At 50.8% G+C, this 18,176-nt stretch carries 18 protein-coding genes; 10 read left to right on the top strand and 8 right to left on the bottom strand.

The window, feature by feature from the left end; translation table 11 throughout:
* The first annotated feature begins 11 nt into the window (after window positions 1-11).
* From AC5FX6_RS06520 to moeB, 5 genes are all read left to right on the top strand, one after another.
* Entirely contained in the window at window positions 12-1,220 is a 1,209-nt protein-coding gene (locus AC5FX6_RS06520; protein WP_493596215.1) for a molybdopterin molybdotransferase MoeA, read from the top strand.
* Between the two features lie 389 nt (window positions 1,221-1,609).
* On the top strand, window positions 1,610-1,771 hold the full coding sequence (locus tag AC5FX6_RS06515) for a hypothetical protein (protein WP_493596214.1): 162 nt from the start codon (window positions 1,610-1,612) through the stop codon (window positions 1,769-1,771).
* A 29-nt stretch (window positions 1,772-1,800) separates the two neighbouring features.
* The gene (moaC, locus tag AC5FX6_RS06510) at window positions 1,801-2,277 is read left to right on the top strand and encodes a cyclic pyranopterin monophosphate synthase MoaC (protein ID WP_493596213.1); all 477 of its coding nucleotides are present in this window, start codon (window positions 1,801-1,803) and stop codon (window positions 2,275-2,277) included.
* On the top strand, window positions 2,258-3,427 hold the full coding sequence (locus AC5FX6_RS06505) for an NTP transferase domain-containing protein (protein WP_493596212.1): 1,170 nt from the start codon (window positions 2,258-2,260) through the stop codon (window positions 3,425-3,427). Before moaC ends, AC5FX6_RS06505 begins: the two co-directional genes overlap by 20 nt.
* Window positions 3,427-4,488: a molybdopterin-synthase adenylyltransferase MoeB gene (gene moeB / locus AC5FX6_RS06500; RefSeq protein ID WP_493596211.1), complete on the top strand. Its 1,062-nt coding sequence runs from the start codon at window positions 3,427-3,429 to the stop codon at window positions 4,486-4,488. The genes AC5FX6_RS06505 and moeB overlap by 1 nt, the downstream gene beginning before the upstream one ends.
* On the opposite strand, the gene AC5FX6_RS06495 is transcribed toward moeB, so the two are convergent.
* The 8 genes from AC5FX6_RS06495 to AC5FX6_RS06460 all read right to left on the bottom strand — a co-directional run bounded on the left by AC5FX6_RS06495 (window position 4,489) and on the right by AC5FX6_RS06460 (window position 11,762).
* Window positions 4,489-4,905 carry a molybdenum cofactor biosynthesis protein MoaE gene (locus tag AC5FX6_RS06495; RefSeq protein WP_493596210.1) on the bottom strand — a complete coding sequence of 139 codons (417 nt, stop codon included), beginning with the start codon at window positions 4,903-4,905 and terminating at the stop codon, window positions 4,489-4,491.
* A gap of 11 nt (window positions 4,906-4,916) precedes the next feature.
* Complete coding sequence (locus AC5FX6_RS06490; protein WP_493596209.1) at window positions 4,917-5,159, bottom strand: MoaD/ThiS family protein; 243 nt, start codon at window positions 5,157-5,159, stop codon at window positions 4,917-4,919.
* Between the two features lie 122 nt (window positions 5,160-5,281).
* Window positions 5,282-6,037, bottom strand: coding sequence for a sulfite exporter TauE/SafE family protein (locus AC5FX6_RS06485; RefSeq protein ID WP_493596208.1), 756 nt, complete (start codon window positions 6,035-6,037; stop codon window positions 5,282-5,284).
* A 14-nt stretch (window positions 6,038-6,051) separates the two neighbouring features.
* Window positions 6,052-6,483 (bottom strand): c-type cytochrome, encoded by a 432-nt coding sequence (locus AC5FX6_RS06480; protein ID WP_493596207.1) that lies wholly within the window; start codon window positions 6,481-6,483, stop codon window positions 6,052-6,054.
* 68 nt (window positions 6,484-6,551) lie between these two features.
* Entirely contained in the window at window positions 6,552-8,369 is a 1,818-nt protein-coding gene (locus AC5FX6_RS06475; protein ID WP_493596206.1) for an AMP-dependent synthetase/ligase, read from the bottom strand.
* Window positions 8,370-8,446: 77 nt separating this feature from the next.
* Window positions 8,447-9,568 (bottom strand): MBL fold metallo-hydrolase, encoded by a 1,122-nt coding sequence (locus tag AC5FX6_RS06470; protein ID WP_493596205.1) that lies wholly within the window; start codon window positions 9,566-9,568, stop codon window positions 8,447-8,449.
* Window positions 9,569-9,686: 118 nt separating this feature from the next.
* Window positions 9,687-10,130: a COG2426 family protein gene (locus AC5FX6_RS06465; protein WP_493596204.1), complete on the bottom strand. Its 444-nt coding sequence runs from the start codon at window positions 10,128-10,130 to the stop codon at window positions 9,687-9,689.
* 519 nt (window positions 10,131-10,649) lie between these two features.
* Window positions 10,650-11,762 (bottom strand): SDR family oxidoreductase, encoded by a 1,113-nt coding sequence (locus AC5FX6_RS06460; RefSeq protein ID WP_493596203.1) that lies wholly within the window; start codon window positions 11,760-11,762, stop codon window positions 10,650-10,652.
* Window positions 11,763-11,929: 167 nt separating this feature from the next.
* Between AC5FX6_RS06460 and AC5FX6_RS06455 the strand changes: the two genes are divergently transcribed.
* From AC5FX6_RS06455 to AC5FX6_RS06435, 5 genes are all read left to right on the top strand, one after another.
* Window positions 11,930-12,106 (top strand): hypothetical protein, encoded by a 177-nt coding sequence (locus tag AC5FX6_RS06455; protein ID WP_493596202.1) that lies wholly within the window; start codon window positions 11,930-11,932, stop codon window positions 12,104-12,106.
* Between the two features lie 74 nt (window positions 12,107-12,180).
* Window positions 12,181-12,735, top strand: a complete 555-nt coding sequence (locus tag AC5FX6_RS06450) for a serine acetyltransferase (RefSeq protein WP_493596201.1) — start codon at window positions 12,181-12,183, stop codon at window positions 12,733-12,735.
* A 124-nt stretch (window positions 12,736-12,859) separates the two neighbouring features.
* Entirely contained in the window at window positions 12,860-14,860 is a 2,001-nt protein-coding gene (locus AC5FX6_RS06445; protein ID WP_493596200.1) for a PAS domain-containing sensor histidine kinase, read from the top strand.
* Window positions 14,861-15,026: 166 nt separating this feature from the next.
* Window positions 15,027-17,153 (top strand): PAS domain-containing sensor histidine kinase, encoded by a 2,127-nt coding sequence (locus AC5FX6_RS06440; RefSeq protein ID WP_493596199.1) that lies wholly within the window; start codon window positions 15,027-15,029, stop codon window positions 17,151-17,153.
* Window positions 17,154-17,235: 82 nt separating this feature from the next.
* Entirely contained in the window at window positions 17,236-18,150 is a 915-nt protein-coding gene (locus AC5FX6_RS06435; protein WP_493596198.1) for a pirin family protein, read from the top strand.
* Window positions 18,151-18,176 lie beyond the last annotated feature (26 nt).

Here is an 18,176-nt window from a genome sequence, read left to right as displayed (position 1 = left end):
CTACCAGAAACATGATATCAGTTCAAGAAGCGGAAGCCATTATACAGGCCCAGGTCAAAGACTTTGGCACTGAGCAACTGCCTTTCGAAAAAGCGCTGGGCAGGGTGCTGGCTGAAGACCTGCGCACCGACCGCGACTTGCCGCCCTTCAACCGGGTTGCCATGGACGGCATTGCCATCCGCTACGAAGCTTTTGCAGCGGGTACCCGTACTTTCCGCATCAAAGGTACGCAGGCAGCAGGGGATAGTCCGATCGAGATTAATTCGCCAGACGAGTGTGTCGAGATCATGACCGGAGCGGCGCTCCCGCCTTCAGTAGATACCGTGATCCGCTACGAGGATCTGGAACTGCAGGACGGGCAAGCAATCGTCAAGGTTGAGACGATTCAAAAAGGGCAGAGTATTCATATCCAAGGCAAGGACCGGAAGCAAGGCGAGGTCGTGGCAGCCGCCAATCAGGTCATCACCGTAGCCCTGGTAGGTATGGCAGCAGCAGTGGGTGCCACTCAGCTAACCGTTAAAAAACTGCCCCGAACAGTGGTGATCTCCACGGGTGATGAACTGGTCGATGTGACGGAAATCCCTTCACCTTTCCAGATTAGGCGCTCGAACAGTTATATGGTGAAAGCGGCACTGGAGAAAAACGGTCTCGCGGCTGATCTATTGCATATAGCAGATGATCAAAGTCAACTTGGAACGAAACTGCAGGATTGCCTGGAGCGGTACGATGTGTTGATTTTGAGCGGGGGGATTTCAATGGGTAAATTCGACTACGTGCCGCAGGTACTGGAAGAACTAACCGTGGAAAAACTGTTTCATAAAGTGCAGCAGCGGCCCGGTAAGCCTTTTTGGTTTGGAACGCATGCCAGTGGTGCGGTTGTGTTTGCCCTGCCGGGCAACCCAGGTTCCACTTTCATGTGCCTGCACCGCTACTTTGTCCCTTGGCTGCAGGCTTGTTTAGGTAAAACAGGCTCAACCGAAGTTTATGCAGCATTAGCCAAGGACTTCACTTTCCAGCCACCGCTGCAGTACTTTCTGCAAGTGAAACTTAGCATCAGTGAAAGTGGTCAATTGCTGGCTACGCCTCTGGAAGGCAACGGTTCCGGTGATTTTTCAAATCTGATTGAAGCAGATGCTTTTCTGGAGTTACCGGCGGATGTTAATGAGTTTAAGGAAGGGGAGGTATATCGGGTATGGCCCTTTAAGGGATTAGGGGTATAGGTATAGCAGTTGCAGGTGTAGCGAGTGTATTGTTTCATTGCTTCGCCTGTGCGGCGAGCACCTTTTCGCCTGGCCGGCGGGGCCTTACTTTTTTCCTTGATGAAAAAATCGAGGGCCCCTACCCCCAGTAAGCAAAAAAATCAAGACGCTCCAAATCGAGGGCCCCTACCCCCACTCGCTGAACGCTCTTGACAGGGGGACCCCTTCACCCCCAACAGTGGAGCGTCATTTGGTGCACCTGGCTGTTGTTTACTGTTTCATAGCTACAGGGGCAAGGATGTCTTTCGATGCGTGCCAGTGTTTAGTGCTACAACGCTTATACTTCTGAGAAGGTGTAGGCCGAAATTCCCCTCTTGGGAGGGGCAGGGGTGGGTTCTTTAGCAAGTGTGGTGAAATACCAGCATCACTATGCTTATATCTCATTAGGAGTAGCCACAGAAAAGTCCCCCTTGGAGGTAGGGGCGCTCGACAAAGAAGGGGGTAGGGGGATGACAATCGTTCTCAATTCTCCTCTGGAGGTATTGGCCCTCCACAAAGAAGGGGCAGGTTAACAATAGCATACATTATTAAAAAACTAGAAATGACTGATTTTTCACACTTGAACGATAAAGGCCAGGCGACCATGGTGGACGTGGGGGGGAAGCAGGTAACGCACCGTACGGCTACTGCACGCAGCATTGTGTCGCTGCCGGCGGAGGTGCTGGAGAAATTTGCGGCCGAGGACATACAGACTAAAAAAGGCTCCGTTTTTCAAACGGCGATCATTGCCGGTATCATGGCAGCGAAGAAAACAGGGGAGCTGATCCCGCTTTGCCACCCGATCGGGATGGACAACTGCCACATTACCATCCAACTCAACGAACAGCAGGAGGTGGTGATTGACTGCACAGCCAGCATCACGGCCAAGACAGGTATAGAGATGGAGGCGTTGGTGGGGGCCTCGGTAGCGGCGCTCACCGTATACGACATGTGCAAAGCCCTGAGCCACGACATCGTGATCAGGGAAACAAAGCTGATCGAAAAGACAGGAGGAAAACGTGACTTTAAAAGAGCATAGCAAACACAGCAAGATCGCCCGTCCGGATTATGGCAATTTTGGGCGCAACGAGTGGGCGATTGTAGGTGCCACTTGCGGTAACATCAAAATACTGGCGGATGCACTGATCAAAGAGTTGTCCCCTAAGTATGCATGTGCCTACGTGGACGCGCAGCATGCAAAAGCCGATGAAGAAACGGTGCTGCCGGGGCGATTAGCTTCTGGTGCTGTGTCTGAGTATACCGACCAGATTCATTACCACCAGTTCGATATAAAGCGCGAGTTGAATTCATTTCAATTCAGGCAGCTATTTAACGGAACTGACCTGGTTTTGGTGAACGGCAATCATGAACAGGCCAAAGCACAGGTGGTGATCATCGATGATGCTAAAAAAACATCGCTGCAGAAAAGGCTGTCGCAGTTGACGAGTGTCGTGCTCTTTTTACTGGCTGATGGGATGGAGGAGGTCTACGATTTCCTGCAGGAGGCTATACCTGACTGGCAGGCTATACCTGTGTTCCGGCTAAGCGAAACTGACAAGATTGTCTCCTTCTTTCAAAACCAAATGCAACAAGCCAGGCCAAAGCTGAAGGGCCTGGTGCTTGCCGGCGGACAAAGCCTGCGTATGGGCCAGGACAAAGGCATGATGCAATGGCATGGAAAGGAACAGCGCTATCACATGGCTGATCTGATGCGCGAAATGTGCCAGGAGGTATACATTTCCTGCCGACCGGAGCAGCAGGTAGAACTGGATACTAACTACAACACCCTCCCTGATACCTTTACCGGACTCGGACCATATGGTGCCATCCTTTCTGCTTTCCGCGAAGATCCGGATGCCGCCTGGCTTGTCGTGGCTTGCGACCTGCCGCTGCTCGACTCAGCTACGTTGCGGCACCTCGTAGAGTACAGAAATACATCGGCTATCGCCACTACCTATGCCAGTCCGCAGGATGGCTTCCCGGAGCCGCTGATTGCCATTTGGGAGCCAAAGAGCTATCCGGTACTTCTTTCATTCCTGGCGCAAGGCTATACCTGTCCGCGCAAGGTGCTGCGTAACAGTGAGATCCATTTGATAGAAGCTGCGAATGGAGATGCCCTCCGCAATGTGAACACGCCGGAAGAACTGGAGCAGGTACAGCTGTTGCTTCAACAAAAAACCACTTACTAATGCAAGATTCCGATTTGTTACGCTACAGTTGCCAGATCACCTTGCCGGGCTTCGGGGAGGTGAGCCAGGAGCGTCTGCAGCAGGCACGTGTGCTGGTGGTGGGGGCTGGCGGGCTGGGTTGCCCGGCAGCGCAGTATCTGGCGGCCGCAGGTATAGGCACGCTAGGTATAGCCGACTTCGATATGGTTTCGCTGGGTAACCTACACCGCCAAATCCTCTTTACACCCGCAGAACTAGGGCAAAACAAAGCTCGTATAGCCTGTGACAAATTGCAGCAGCAGAACCCAGGTATACAGCTGGTGCCTCACGAACTGAAAGTGACCTCGGCCAACGTGCTGGAGCTCTTGCAGGACTATGACGTGGTGCTCGACGGGACGGATAATTTCGACACGAAATACCTGCTTAACGACGCCTGTGTACTGGCCGGAAAGCCACTGGTGTATGGAGCCATATACCAATTTGAAGGACAAGTGGCGGTCTGGAATGCGCTGATTGAAGCAGACAAAAGAAGCCCGAACTACCGCGATGTTTTCCCGGAGGTGGATGCGTCGCAGGTACCCAATTGTGCCGAGGGTGGTGTGATTCCTACACTGGCCGGTATGATCGGGTGTATGCAGGCAAACGAGGTACTCAAGTTAATCACTGGTGCTGGTGAGCCGCTGGTAGGCAAACTCCTTTTGCTGGATGCTTTGACGATGCAAAGCCGCATCATTAAAGTCGGGAAAGTGTCAACAGTGACGATTGACAAATTGCCGGATACAGAAGAAGTGCCGCTTATCTCCGTGCCGGAATTAAAACAAGGTATAGCCAATGGGCTTTATGAACTGGTGGATGTGCGGCGTGAAGAGGAGCGATCCGCTTTTCACATTGGTGGCAGACATGTGCCGCTCGATCAGCTACAGGAGAGAATAAATCAGTTGCCAGAAAATAAGCCGCTCGTGCTATACTGTGCTTCGGGTAAGCGGAGTGGAGAGGCAGTGAAGCACATCAAAAAGGCGCTACCCGAGCTGGAGGTATACTCCCTTGAGGGCGGCATGAAAGCCTGGAAAGAACAGCAGTAATTATGGGTGGGCAGCCACCCATACCGCACCATCTTCAAAAATCTCTTTCTTCCAGATGGGCACCGTTTGCTTGAGCGTGTCGATGATGTAACGGCAGGCATCAAAAGCAGCATCGCGATGAGCAGCGGCCACGGCTATAATCACAGGGACTTCGCCTACCTGCAGCACGCCAGTGCGGTGGTGCAGCAGTATCTTTTCGATGGGCCATTTGGCCTGCGCCTCTTCCGCAATTTTCTGCATTTCCCTGAGGGCCATTTTACCATAGGCCTCAAACTCAAGTCGCAGCACGGCTTTGCCTTTGGTGGCGTTGCGCACCGTACCGATGAACACGTCAATGCCCCCGCAAGTGGGCGACATTACCCAGTCGATGCAGGCCGAAATATCGAGCGGCTCTTCAGTTAGTTGTATATCGATCATGTGCTCTGTGCTTAACCGCCGCTTACCGGTGGGATAATGGCTACTTCATCTTCTGGTGCCAACACCTGACCGGCCGCAGCATATTCGTCATTCACTGCGATCATAAAAGAAGCCAGTTGTTTCAACCGGGGATACTGCGTTTCCAGGGCCGTTCGCAGCGTCTCCACTGTCGCTTCACCAGAGAGTGCTACCTCCGTGGACGAAGCTCCGAAGATGTCTTTCGCGATACCGAATGCCAGGACTTTTACTTTCATATTCTTTTTCTAAACAATGAATTTGAGACCATAAACAACACTGCTTATAACAATTTTAGCGAAGTGTTTCGGCCTCACGTGGTGCTAATGTTTTGCAACGCCACCAAGCTTATCTTTTACAATTAAGTTAGCTGCTTGTAGAGCACCTCTATACCTGCCACAAATATCAGCACGGCCGTCATGCGGCGGATGACCAATGGGTTGAACCTGGCAATGGCAATGCGGGAACCTAATTGTCCGCCGGCGAGCACGGCTATACCTAGCAGGAGTATACGGTTCCAATCAATGGAGGCTGGCAGGTGCGTGAGCTGGCCTGCTATACCTGAAATCGAATTCACCAAAATAAACAAACTCGCCGTGGCAGCAATACGCCGGGCATTGTCCCAGCGAATCAGGTTGAGCAATGGCGCCAGGAATATACCACCTCCTATACCGACCATACCCGACAGCAAACCAAGACTGCCGCCTAGCAAACCATCACGGGTATAGTTGGGTGCTGTAGGAGGTGCGTCGACCTGCTCAGGTATAGAGCGGTTTTGTCTCCAAAGCAGTACCGCCGCCGTCAGCAGACTGCATCCCAACAAAACGAAAAAGGTTTCCTGATCCAGCCGCAGACTCGCTCCCAGAAAAGCCATCGGCACGCTCACTAGCACGAGTGGAATGATCTTCTTCCAGTTGACTTGTCCGTGCCTGATGAACAGCAGGGTACCGCCCGTCACCACCACCACATTGCAGAGCAGGGCGATCAGGCGAATTTCCTGAAAAGGCAGGCTATACATGGCCAGCACCGCCAGGTAGCTCGATCCGCCGCCAAAGCCTACGGAGGCATACACAAAGGCAATCACGAAAAAGAAGAACAGTAACTCCCAGTGTGGCATGCGGTGCAGCAGGATTATTTTTTACGCTCCGCTTTTACCTGGGCAGGTGTTACTGGTTTGGCCTTGTTACCCCAGCTGTTTTGGATGTAATTGAGCACATCGGCTACTTCCCGATCAGATAAGGAGTCGTATCCAGGCATGGCCATGTTATAAGAGTTGCCATTCACGGTGATCTCACCGCTCAGCCCGTGCAGCACCGTGCGGATCGCCCGTTTCTGGTCTTTCATCAGGTAATCAGATTTGGCAAGCGGCGGGAAGGTAGACGGTATACCTTCGCCTTCGGCCATGTGGCAGCTCGTACAGTTGGCAGCGTATACCTGCTGGCCTCGCACCAGACTTTCTTTCAGAGTGTCGTTCGGTTTGTTGGTAGCAGGTATGTTGCCGGGTGAATCTATAGGCAACATACCGGTCGTCAGCAAAAGAGCTGTCAGTAAGCTTTTGATCATGTTTCTGAATTTAGAAGGACTAATATAGGCATTATTCGCTAGCCGAGCATGCTATTCGATGGGCCGGACTATACATAGAGTGAACTAACCAGGTGATTATACCTTTCCAGAATCACCCGACGCTTCAGCTTGAGCGTAGGTGTGAGCTCACCGGTTTCAATGGACCATTCGGCAGGTATAAGGGCGAATTTTTTGACTTGTTCCACCGGGTTGAACTCTACGTTGTATTGATTCACAGCCTGTTTGATCAGCGTCCATACCTCTTTGTCTTCCAGTACTTCCTGATTGCCCGGGTAGGATTTGCCCTGCTGGTCATACCATTCCCGCAACTTGTTAAATGCCGGCACAATCAGGGCACCCACAAACTTCTGCATTTCGCCTACCACCATGATCTGTTCGATCCAACCGCTTTCTACCATTTTATTCTCAATCGGCTGGGGTGCTACATACTTGCCACCACTGGTCTTGAAAAGCTCTTTCTTGCGGTCTGTTATTTTCAGGAATTTACCATCGATCATAGCCCCGATGTCGCCGGTATGCAGCCAGCCTTCCTGGTCAATCACCTCATCTGTCAGGTCAGGCCTTTTGTAATAGCCCATCATTACATTTGGTCCTTTACACAGAATCTCTCCGTCTTCGGCAATCTTCACTTCCACATGTTTCAACAAGGGACCGACAGTGCCAAACATGCGATTCTCTTCGGAGTAACGGTTGCCGCTGATTATCGGGGAGGCTTCGGTCAGGCCGTAACCTTCCTGTATGACAATGCCGGCTGCTGTGAAGATGCGAAGCAGGCGCACCTGGCAGGCAGCCGCACCTGTGATGATCGATTTCACTTCGCCGCCCAGCGCCTGACGCCATTTGCTGAACACCAGCCGGTCGGCTATGGCCAGTTGCAGCCGGTAACTTAAGGACATCGGCTTGTTGATCTCAAATCGTTCGGCCAGGTCCAGTGCCCAGAAGAATATCTTCTTTTTGTTGCCCGTGAGTTCAGAGCCTTTGGCCACAATGCCCTCGTATACCTTCTCCAGCAGACGAGGAACGGTGGTGAAAATAGTGGGCTTGACTTCCCGCAGGTTGCCGGCGATGGTTTCCATCCCTTCGGCATAATAAATGGACACCCCGCAGTAAAAGTAACAGTAAGTAGCCATGCGTTCGAAGGCATGGTTGAGCGGCAGAAAACTGATGGCTTTTTTACGGAACACACCCACTTCCTCAATGATCAGAGCACTGTCAAACACATTGCTCAGGATGTTAAAGTGCGAGAGCATCACCCCTTTAGGCGTGCCCGTGGTGCCGGAGGTATAGAGGATGGTGGCCAGGTCTTGGGTGTCTATTTCATCGCGCAATGCAGCGACCTGGCTTGCTGTTGCAGGATCAGGCTCAGTCAGCAACTGCGTCCAATGCGGTGCCTGTTCCACCTTTTTGAAGGTATAGATAGCCTGTAAGTCAGGCAGCGCATCCTGCATGCCTACAATCTTGCGATACAACACTTCATTGCCCACGAAGATCATTTTTACGGCGGCATCACGCAGGATAAACTCGAGTTCGCTGTTGCTGATGGTCGGGTAAATAGGCACTGAGATGGCACCGATTTGCTGGATGCCCATGTCCATGAGCATCCACTCAGGACAGTTCGGACTGATAATGGCCACTTTGTCGCGGCCTTCGGGGGTACCGTCGTTTTTGCTTATACCGGCATGCAGCAAAGCCGCACTGATCCGGTTGACCAGGTCCTTTACTTCCCGGGTGCTGTAGGTGCGCCACTGGCCGTCTTCCTTCGAGGCCAGCATATCATCCAACGGAAACTGCTGTAATTGCCAGTCGATGCAGTCGAAAAGGCGTGCAGGTCTGGCCTGCTGTGTGGTGTTCGTGCTTTTTTTCAAAACGTGATGCTTGTGTAGATGCCTATTAGCAATACTGCGAACAGGCTTGGTGTGTTGCTTTTCCGGGCTGTGCCGCCTTATTCCCACCACTTGCTGCGGGGAGCTTTACGTCCGAGCACAACAGGCTGCCCAATGCGCGGTGTGGTAAGCGCTATACCTTGTGCGTTGGCCGCTTTGGTCACGCGCTCGATCGGATCAGTCCAGGAATGCAGGGCGAGTGCAAAAGCACCCCAGTGGATCGGCATCATCAGTTTCCCTTTCAGGTCGAGGTGTGCCTGCACCGTTTGCTCCGGCATCATGTGGATGCTGGACCAAAGCTCGTTGTATTGGCCGCACTCCAGCAGTGTAATATCAAAAGGACCGTATTTCTCACCGATCTCTTTGAAGCCTTCGAAGTAGCCGGTATCACCACTGAAGAAGATGCGATCATTTTTGCCCAGGATCACCCAGGATGCCCACAGGGTTTTCATGCGGTCCGAGAAGCCGCGGCCGGAGAAGTGGCGGGCCGGAGTAGCGACAAACTTTATACCTGCCATTTCGGCTTCATCCCACCAGTCCAGTTCTGTGATCTTTTCGGCTGGCACTCCCCATCGCTCCAGGTGTGCTCCTACACCAAGGGCTACATAGAAGTGTCCGGTTTTATCGGCCAGTTGTTTAATGGAGCCATAGTCCAGGTGGTCATAGTGGTCATGCGAGATCAGGATCGCGTCGATATAGGGCAGGTCTTCGATCGGAATAGGCAATTCCTCATTGAAGCGTTTGGGACCGATGAAGCTGATAGGAGAGGCCCTTTCGCCCAGCATTGGGTCCAGAAGGAGACGCTTGCCGTCCAGCTCGATCAGGAAAGCAGAATGCCCGAACCAGGTAATGACGGTGGCCGTGTCCTGCACGCGCTCCAGTTGAGACGGCGCTATTTTGTCAACGGGTAGGTACCAATCCGGCTCCTGGTTCTCAACCTCGTCGAAGAAGCGAGTACGGATCATCTTCACATAGCCTTTGAAGCCGATGTCCATGTTGGTCTCAACAGGGTTTTGAAACACGCCATCCCGGTAATGGGGAGAGGCCTGCATGGCTTGCAATCGCTGGCCATTGGCCTCAGCGCCAAACTGAGGGGAAAGCTGCATGAAGCTGCAACTGGCAATACCAATGAGCAGCACCAGGAAAAGGAAGGTATAGAAAGTGATCCGTTTTAGCGTCATAAGTCAAAATTACGAATTCTTCTGAAGCGAGCAGAAGGCGGAAGACTCAAAAAGCCCTGCTTGCGTTCAGCTTTAGGCTTTGCAAGCAGGGCTTCGGTATGTGAAATCGTTTTGTCTCTTAGTTAAAAGAAAGCTGCGTTACACCCAGGTGACCCAGGTGCGTGGCCAGGGCCATGAAAATAGAGGAAATCACCACCCCAAGGCTAATGGCCATAAAGGCTTTCTTGCGCTCAATCTTGAAGATGTTGGCTGCGATGGTACCCATATAGGCGCCAGTACCTGGCAGCGGGATCATCACAAACACCATCAAACCCCAGAAACCGTGTTTTTTTACATTGTCGCCAGCGATCTTCTTAGCTCGCTTCGACAGAAAAATAACACCTTTCTTGTAAGCTTTGAAAGGCCAGAATTTTTGGCTAAATGTATCGATCAGCCACATGAACAACGGGAAAACTAGCGTGTTGGCTACCGTACCGATCAAGAAGGCCAGGATAAAGTGCACATTATTCAAAATGGCGTAAGGTATGCCTGCCCGTGCTTCACCGAAAGGGGAGATGCTCAAAAGAAAAGTATATAAAAGCGTCTCAAACATATTATTCTAAAAATAAGCTAAGCTTTGTAGAAAGTCTGCAAATATAGTGGCAAAATCGGTGGTTATACATCAGTAAATAGAGCGATCCTTTAAAATAATTTGATCACCGCCTTTTCAACTGCACTTGCCTACCTGCCAATGAAGCCCTAACAGTGTGACTTTCAATTTAATTCAACGTAATTTGGTAGTTTTTTGATATAGTGATTTGCTTATTATAAATATAATATAAGATGTATTTTGAAGTGTAATTTGCTAAATAAAGCCTCAGAGGTAATAATGAGCTATTTTGGTGAGTTTTTAGTTAAATCAGCTTCTGGTAATATAAAGCCTTTATGTGTGTTTTGATTGTATTATTTTTATTTTAACATTTTATAAATTTCCAGAGTACTGTTTATAAAACAAAAACAGGTGCAAAAGTTCTAACCTTTGCACCTGTTTAAATTATTTAAATTGTTTCTCCGCAAGTATTGTTTGTGCGGAGGGAGTGGCTTAGATCGGTCGCTGCGGTGGCGGTGGAGTTACATTCACTTCTTCCACTATCTCAACAACTTCTACCACCTCGGGCTTTGTATTCGCCTGCTTATAGTTACTCTTATTATCGTTTGTGCGCTTTTTGCCCATCAGTGCCAGGGCAGCAGCTCCGGCGGCGGCCACTACGGCACCTGCTACTACCGGATTGGTCACAGCACGGGTATACAGGCTGGTTGACATCGTGTCTTTGATGCGTCCGTGTATGCGTCCGCCTTCACCTGGCTGGTGTAAAGCACCCTCATGGTGCTGCGCTGACTCGTCAAGCAACTGCTGGTCTGTCATCAGTTTTTCGCTGGAGAGGTCCATCAGGCCAGGTGCCAGTTTGTTGGTCAGGCTCATCAACTTACCTCCACCACCTATGATAATGTCACGCTTCTGATGCGTAGCGGCGTGCAGGATGGCTTTGGCTACTTCCTCCGGCTCATATACAGGCGGTGGAAGAGTCAGTTTGTGATTCGTGTAGTTTTTGGCGTGGTCAGGGTAAGGCGTATTTATCGCAGCCGGCTTTATCAAAGTGACTGAAACAGGCGCTCCTTCCTCTTCGAGTTCGATGCGCAGGGAGTCTGTGAATCCCTTCACAGCATGCTTCGTGGCACTGTACATGCCCTGCAGCGGAATGCCCATATCAGAGAGTATACTGCCTATGTTGATGATCGCGCCTCCACGGCTGCGCAGGTGCATGGCTGCCATCTGGGAGCCGTATACCAATCCCCAGAAATTGGTGTCGAATAAGCGCCGGTTGTCTTCGTCGCTCACTTCCAGTAGTCGGCCGTAGATAGAGACACCGGCATCATTCACCCAGGTGTCGAAGCCTCCGAAATGGGAGAGGGCCGCGTCGGCGATGCGCTGCACATCCTGCTGCCGGCCTACATCGGCACGCACGGCAATAGCTTGACCGCCATTATCATTTATTTCCTGGGCTATCTCCTGCAAGGCCTGTTCATTGCGTGCTGCCAACACCAGGCGAGCGCCTTTTTCGGCGGCGGCAAAGGCCGTGGCCAGCCCGATACCACTCGATGCACCGGTAATCACGATTACCTGCTCTTTTAATGGTTTAAGTTTGATTGTCATAGTTATCTGTAGTTTTATCAGAAAAAAGATTATACCTTAATAAGGTACGGTCACAGGCGACGCTTGTTGGGACGAAGTGTGTGCCATCACAAAACAAATCAGCCTTTTGAAATGATTTGCCTGTCAGATTGTTTCAGGTATAGCTTACACCATTAACCTACCATACCATGACAGAAGAAGAGTTTGACGCCACCTTCACCTATACACTGGACGTGCTGCTGGCTACTATGGCTGAAGAGCCGGAGATCGATCCTGAAAAATTTTTCAGCATGGCCTGCATGCTTGAAAATCTGCGCTTTTTCAGCCCCGTGCTGTATGGTGCCATCAAGAAAAAGGGCGTATAACAAATAGCTGGTTCTAAATGTTGCAACGCCGGGCCGCAACATAGCGTATGCGGAATATAAATTAACGCACGCTTATGTTTTTATCTTACGTTTTTCAGGACTGGAAAGCTAACAAGGGTAATTTAAAAGGTCGCCTTGTGATGATGCTCTTCCGCCTGGCACGCCCTGCATCCATCAATACCTTTTTTCGTATTATCTGGCTGCCATACCTGATTTTCTACAAAGTGGTGGTGGAATGGTTCATGTGTATAGAATTGCCGCACTGGACTACGGTAGGCAAGAACTTTTTCCTGGGCCACGGGCAGGCGCTTGTAGTGAATGGCTGCTCAGTGATCGGCGATAACTGCTTTTTCCGTCACTCTACCACCCTCGGCAACATACGCAGAGCTGATGGAAGCTATACCGGTTCGCCTGTGATCGGTAACAATGTAGAGCTGGGTTCCAACGTTTGCATCATAGGAGAGGTACGCATTGGTAACAATGTGCGTATTGGTGCAGGCTCGGTGGTGGTCAAAGACATCCCGGATAACTGCATAGCAGTCGGAAACCCTGCCCGCGTGATTAAGCAACTGAACCCTACAGATGCTATACCTGCTGCAGAGCCAAGTTTACAGGTGCATGAGGTATAATGGAAACCGTTATACCTAGCCGCGAGACTTTAACCGTTTTTTATTCCTTATATTAGCCCACTGACAACAGTTTTAAACAAAAAAGACTGAACTCTCTCCTTACTCACCCTAACAGCTTTTTTGAATGAACACGAACTTAAAGCCTGATACTGCCGCCGTTGTAGGTATAGCCGCACGCGGAGAAGAGCAATATCAGATCCTGATTGATAGTATAACAGACTATGCAATATTTCTGCTGAACCCCGAAGGATATGTGATTACCTGGAATTCCGGGGCCAGACAGATAAAGGGCTATGAAGCCGATGAAATCATCGGAAAGCATTTCTCCCAGTTTTATACCCAGAAAGATATCACAGACGACTACCCGTCAAAAGAGCTGAAAATGGCTATTGTGGCGGGTAAGTACGAAGAGGAAGGCTGGCGCGTTAAGAAGGATGGTTCCGTTTTCTGGGCCAATGTAGTCATCACGCCTGTGTATGACAGCCAGAACCAGCTAATCGCCTTCTCCAAAATTACCCGAGACCTCTCAGAGCGGAAGAAAGCCGAGGATGACCTGTACCGTGCCTTTGAGGAAATGAAGGAAAGCGAAGAGCGTTTCCGGTTGCTCATTGAGGGGGTGACGGACTATGCTATTTTCATGCTGGACCCGGGCGGTAATGTGGCTACCTGGAATCATGGTGCCCGCCGCATGAACGGATACGAGGCGCACGAAATCATCGGAAAGTATTTTGCCAAGTTCTACAGCCAACAACTGGTCGAAGAAGGTTTTCCGGAGTACGAACTCAATCAGGCCAGAGAGCACGGCCGGTTTGAGGACAACGGCTGGCGCTACAGAAAAGACGGCTCTGCCTTCTGGGCCAATACCGTGATCACCGCCATCTACAACGAAGACAAAGTGCTGATCGGTTATTCCAAGATCACCCGGGACCTCACCGAAAAGCTGAAAATGGAACAGCAGTTGTTCCGTGTCAACGAAGAGCTGCGGGAGAGCGAGGAGAAAAGCCGCCTTCTGATCGACGGTGTAAAGGATTACGCCATCCTGATGCTCAATCCAGACGGTATCGTGATGAGTTGGAACGAAGGAGCTGAGCGAATCAAAGGCTATAAACCGCAGGAAATCATTGGCCGCCATTTTTCCACTTTCTACGACCGGGAGTCGATCTTAAAAGGCTTTCCGCAGTACGAACTCAAAAAGGCACAGGAGCTGGGCCGTTTTGAAGATGAAGGCTGGCGTATTCGCAAAGACGGCACGGCCTTTTGGGCCAATGTCGTGATTACCCCCATCTTCAATTCTAAAAAACGTCTGCTTGGCTACTCTAAAGTGACCCGTGACCTGACGGAGCGACGTCGTAATGAGGAGCTGATGATGAAAAACGGTGAGCTGATCAAGATCAACAACGAACTCGACAATTTTGTATACGCCGCCTCACACGATCTGAAAGCTCCGATCATCAACCTCGAAGGCCTGCTGCATGCCCTGGAAGAGGATTTGGGTGACAACGTGCAGTCGCATGAAGTCATCTTAAAGCACATGAGAGGTTCGCTCAGCACGCTCAAGAACGTGATTGCTGACCTGTCGGATGTAACAAAACTCAAGCACGAGAACGACACGCCTGAGGATGTGAAGATCCAGGACATGCTGGAAGACATCAAGATCAGCCTGCAGCCCTACATCGAACATACCGGCGCAGTTATACAAGTTGAGCAGATGGAGTTTGAGACGTTGCGCTATGCGCGCAAAAACATTCGTAGTATTCTGTTCAACCTGGTTTCCAATGCCATCAAGTACTCAGACCCGACCCGAAAGCCGGTAGTGACGATCAGTACCAGGGTCAGGAAAGAAGGAGTACACGAACTCACGGTAGAGGATAATGGCCTTGGCTTATCACCAGGTCAGACAGGTAAGATATTTGCTCTCTTCAAGCGGGCGCATGACCATGTGGAAGGCTCAGGTATAGGCCTCTACCTGGTGAAGCGCATACTCGAAAATTCAGGCGACAGTATAACAGTGGAAAGCGAAGAGGGAGTAGGCTCCGTGTTTAAGATCTCTTTTAAGCAAAAGCAGCAAGATAATATGAACATGGCCAACTTGGATAAAACAAGTATGGCAGCATCCAACACCTGAAATCCCAGGTTCAGCGATGAATGACCCTGATCATGCCGATCTTTTATTTACAGCCCATGCAAAACATTGTTGCAGGTACAAAGTTAGGGCTATGTAGAGGGCAGGTCGCTTTTTAGTACTAATATCCATAAGCACACTTATTCCGTGTTCATTAAGAAATTCCCACATGCTAGATAGCACCGTTTCTGCTCAGGAAAGACAGCCTGACCAAACTATACCATACCAGCAATTACTGGAAGCACAGAGTGGGTTACTCCTGCTCATTTCGCCTGCACTTACGGTTATAGGCGCTTCTGAGGCTTACTTGCGCGAAACGTTCGTTGTGCGCGAGCAAATTATGGGGAAGCATCTCTTCTCAATTTTTCCTGATAACCCAAATACACCGGAGGTATCTCCTTCCAAAACCCTGCGGGAATCGCTGGAGCGGGCGATTACAACCCGAAAGCCCGACAAGATAGACGTCATCCAGTATGACATTCAGCACCCTGACAAACCCGGGGAGTTTATGGAGCGTTTCTGGACTGCCACTAATACCCCCATTTACAACAGCCAGGGTGAGTTGATCTGTATCCTACATGAGACGAAAAACATTTCGGATGCTCTAAAAACAAAGGCGCAGCTTAAGGAAAGCCGTGAAAAAGAACAGGCGGCACTTGCCCAGGCGGAGCAACAGCGGCTGCGCATGGATCGCTTTTTTAATCAGGCACCGGCTGCCTGTGCCATGCTCGAAGGACCTACCTTTATCTACCGGGTGATCAACACAGCTTACCAGCAACTTTTTCCGGGTCGTGAGATGCTGAACCTGCCTTTGTTTGAGGCGCTGCCTGAACTAAGGGACCAGGCGGTTTATGAGATTATTCACGAGGTGTACAGGACGGGCGTCACCTACGAAGGAAAAGAGGTGCTGATACCAGTGGCCCGCTACAAAGGGCAGCCTGCCGAAGACATCTATTGGAATTTTATATACCAGGCCCTGCTGGATGCGGAAGGGAATGTAAATGGCATTCTGATATTTGCCCTTGATGTGACGGATTTTGTGATAGCAAGACAACAGGTAGAGTCGAGTGCCGCATCGCTGCAAACCATGAACCTGGGGCTGGAGGAAGTGATCAGAAACCGCACTTTTGAGCTAGCACAAGCACAAGCAGAGGCAGAGCGGCAAAGCAGTCGACTTAAAAATCTGTTTATGGAGGCGCCCGCTCCCATCTGTATTTTGAACGGACCTGACCTGGTGTACGAGCTGGTTAACCCGGCTTATGCTGCGCTATTCCCTGATCGGGAGCTCTTCGGCAAGCCCATTCTGGAAGCCCTGCCCGAAATTAAAAACAACCCGGTATACAAAACATTTCGGGATGTGTATGAATCGGGCCATAGTCATGAAGAGAAAGAGATGTATATTCCGTTTCTGAGACCAGACGGCACGATGGAAGACAGGTATTTCCGCTACATTCAACAGGCGCGCTACAACGAACAAAACCAGATCGATGGGGTGGTTGTATTTGCATTGGAAGTGACGGAGCAGGTGCAGTCCCGCAAGACGGTAGAAGCCAGCGAACAGCGATTGCAGGTAGCAAACAAAGAGTTTGACATCGCCAATCAGCAACTTGTTTATATCAACAAAGACCTCGACAACTTTATTTACACAGCTTCGCACGACCTGAAGGCGCCGATTTCAAACATCGAGATGCTAATGAACGAACTGTTGCTTGAACTTCCGCAGGTCAGCCTCGGCCAGCAGGAGGTGAAAAGGATACTCGATATGATGCAGGGCTCCGTATCCAGGTTCAAAAAGACTATCTCCAGCTTAACGGATATCTCTAAGCTGCAGAAAGAGGACCTGAACAAACAGGAGCATGTGTTTGTAGCAGATGTAATTCGGGAAGTGGAGCTCGATCTGGAGAAAATGATCAGCAGTTACGATGCCCGGATCGAGACAGCTGTAGACGGCTGCTCGACTATGGCTTTTTCAGAGAAAAACCTTCGCAGTATTCTATACAACTTACTCTCGAACGGCATCAAATACAGCGACCCGGACAGAAAGCCGCATATAAAGGTCAGCTGTTTTTACGAGAATGAGTTTCAGGTACTGAAGGTACAGGACAACGGCCTGGGCCTGCGTCCGGCGCAGCAGAATAAACTCTTCACCATGTTCAAGCGCTTCCACGATCATGTGGAAGGTTCTGGCGTGGGCTTGTATATGGTGAAAAGGATCGTAGAAAACGCAGGTGGCAAAATAGAAGTAGAGAGTGAGGTAGGCGCAGGTACGACCTTTAGCGTATACTTCAGCAAGTAAGATTGGCCACTGTACGTAAGCTGCCACTGTGAGCAGGCGGGTGGTATGGTAGCAGGTATAGCATCAATAAAATTGGATAATTATGCTGGATCTTGTAATTGAAGCCCGTAAAGCCTCCTTGGCTCACGGAATGGATGTGCGGCGTATTCTGCCTTTCCGTATGCGCCGCATGGTCGGCCCCTTTATCTTCATGGATCATGCCGGTCCTGTGGACCTGCAGCCACCGCTTACCCACGACATGGATGTGTTGCCGCATCCACACATCGGCTTGTCTACCGTTAGCTATCTTTTTGGCGGGCAGGTCACCCACCGCGACAGCCTGGGGGTGGAGCAGATCATCAGGCCGGGAGAGGTGAACTGGATGACGGCCGGCAGCGGTATTGCGCACTCCGAACGCTTTGAAGACCCAGCTACCCTGGCTGGCGGCGAACTGGAAATGATACAGACCTGGGTGGCGCTCCCCGAAAAGGACGAAGAAGCTGACCCTGCCTTTGAGAATTACAAGCCCGAACAATTACCCATATTTACAGAGACCGGCGTCTGGATGCGCCTGATCGCCGGTGACGCCTACGGACTTCGAAACGACGTAAAAACCCACTCACCTTTGTTTTACCTGCATGTCGTGCTGGAAAAAGGCGCCCGCTTTGGTTTGCCAAAAGAGCACGCAGAGCGAGGACTGTATGTGGCCAAGGGCAGTATAGAAGTTGCACACAGGACATACACTGTTGGGCAGATGCTGGTGTTCAACAAAGGGGCCGATCCACTTATCCTGGCCAAAGAACCTGCCACACTGATGCTCCTGGGTGGTGAACCGCTGGGGGAGCGCTACATCTGGTGGAATTTTGTGTCGTCGCGCAAGGACAGGATCGAACAGGCAAAAGCGGACTGGAAAGAAGGACGCATTCTGTTGCCACCTACCGATAACCTGGAGTTTGTGCCACTGCCAGCAGACCGCTCCAAACCGGCTGGTGGTCCGTCACCACAAGCACTTTCGTAAGCGTTACCCCCCAACTCACCTATGTC

This window comes from Pontibacter sp. LHS2 (assembly GCF_058932845.1).
This window is presented reverse-complemented; position numbering and strand designations above follow the sequence as displayed.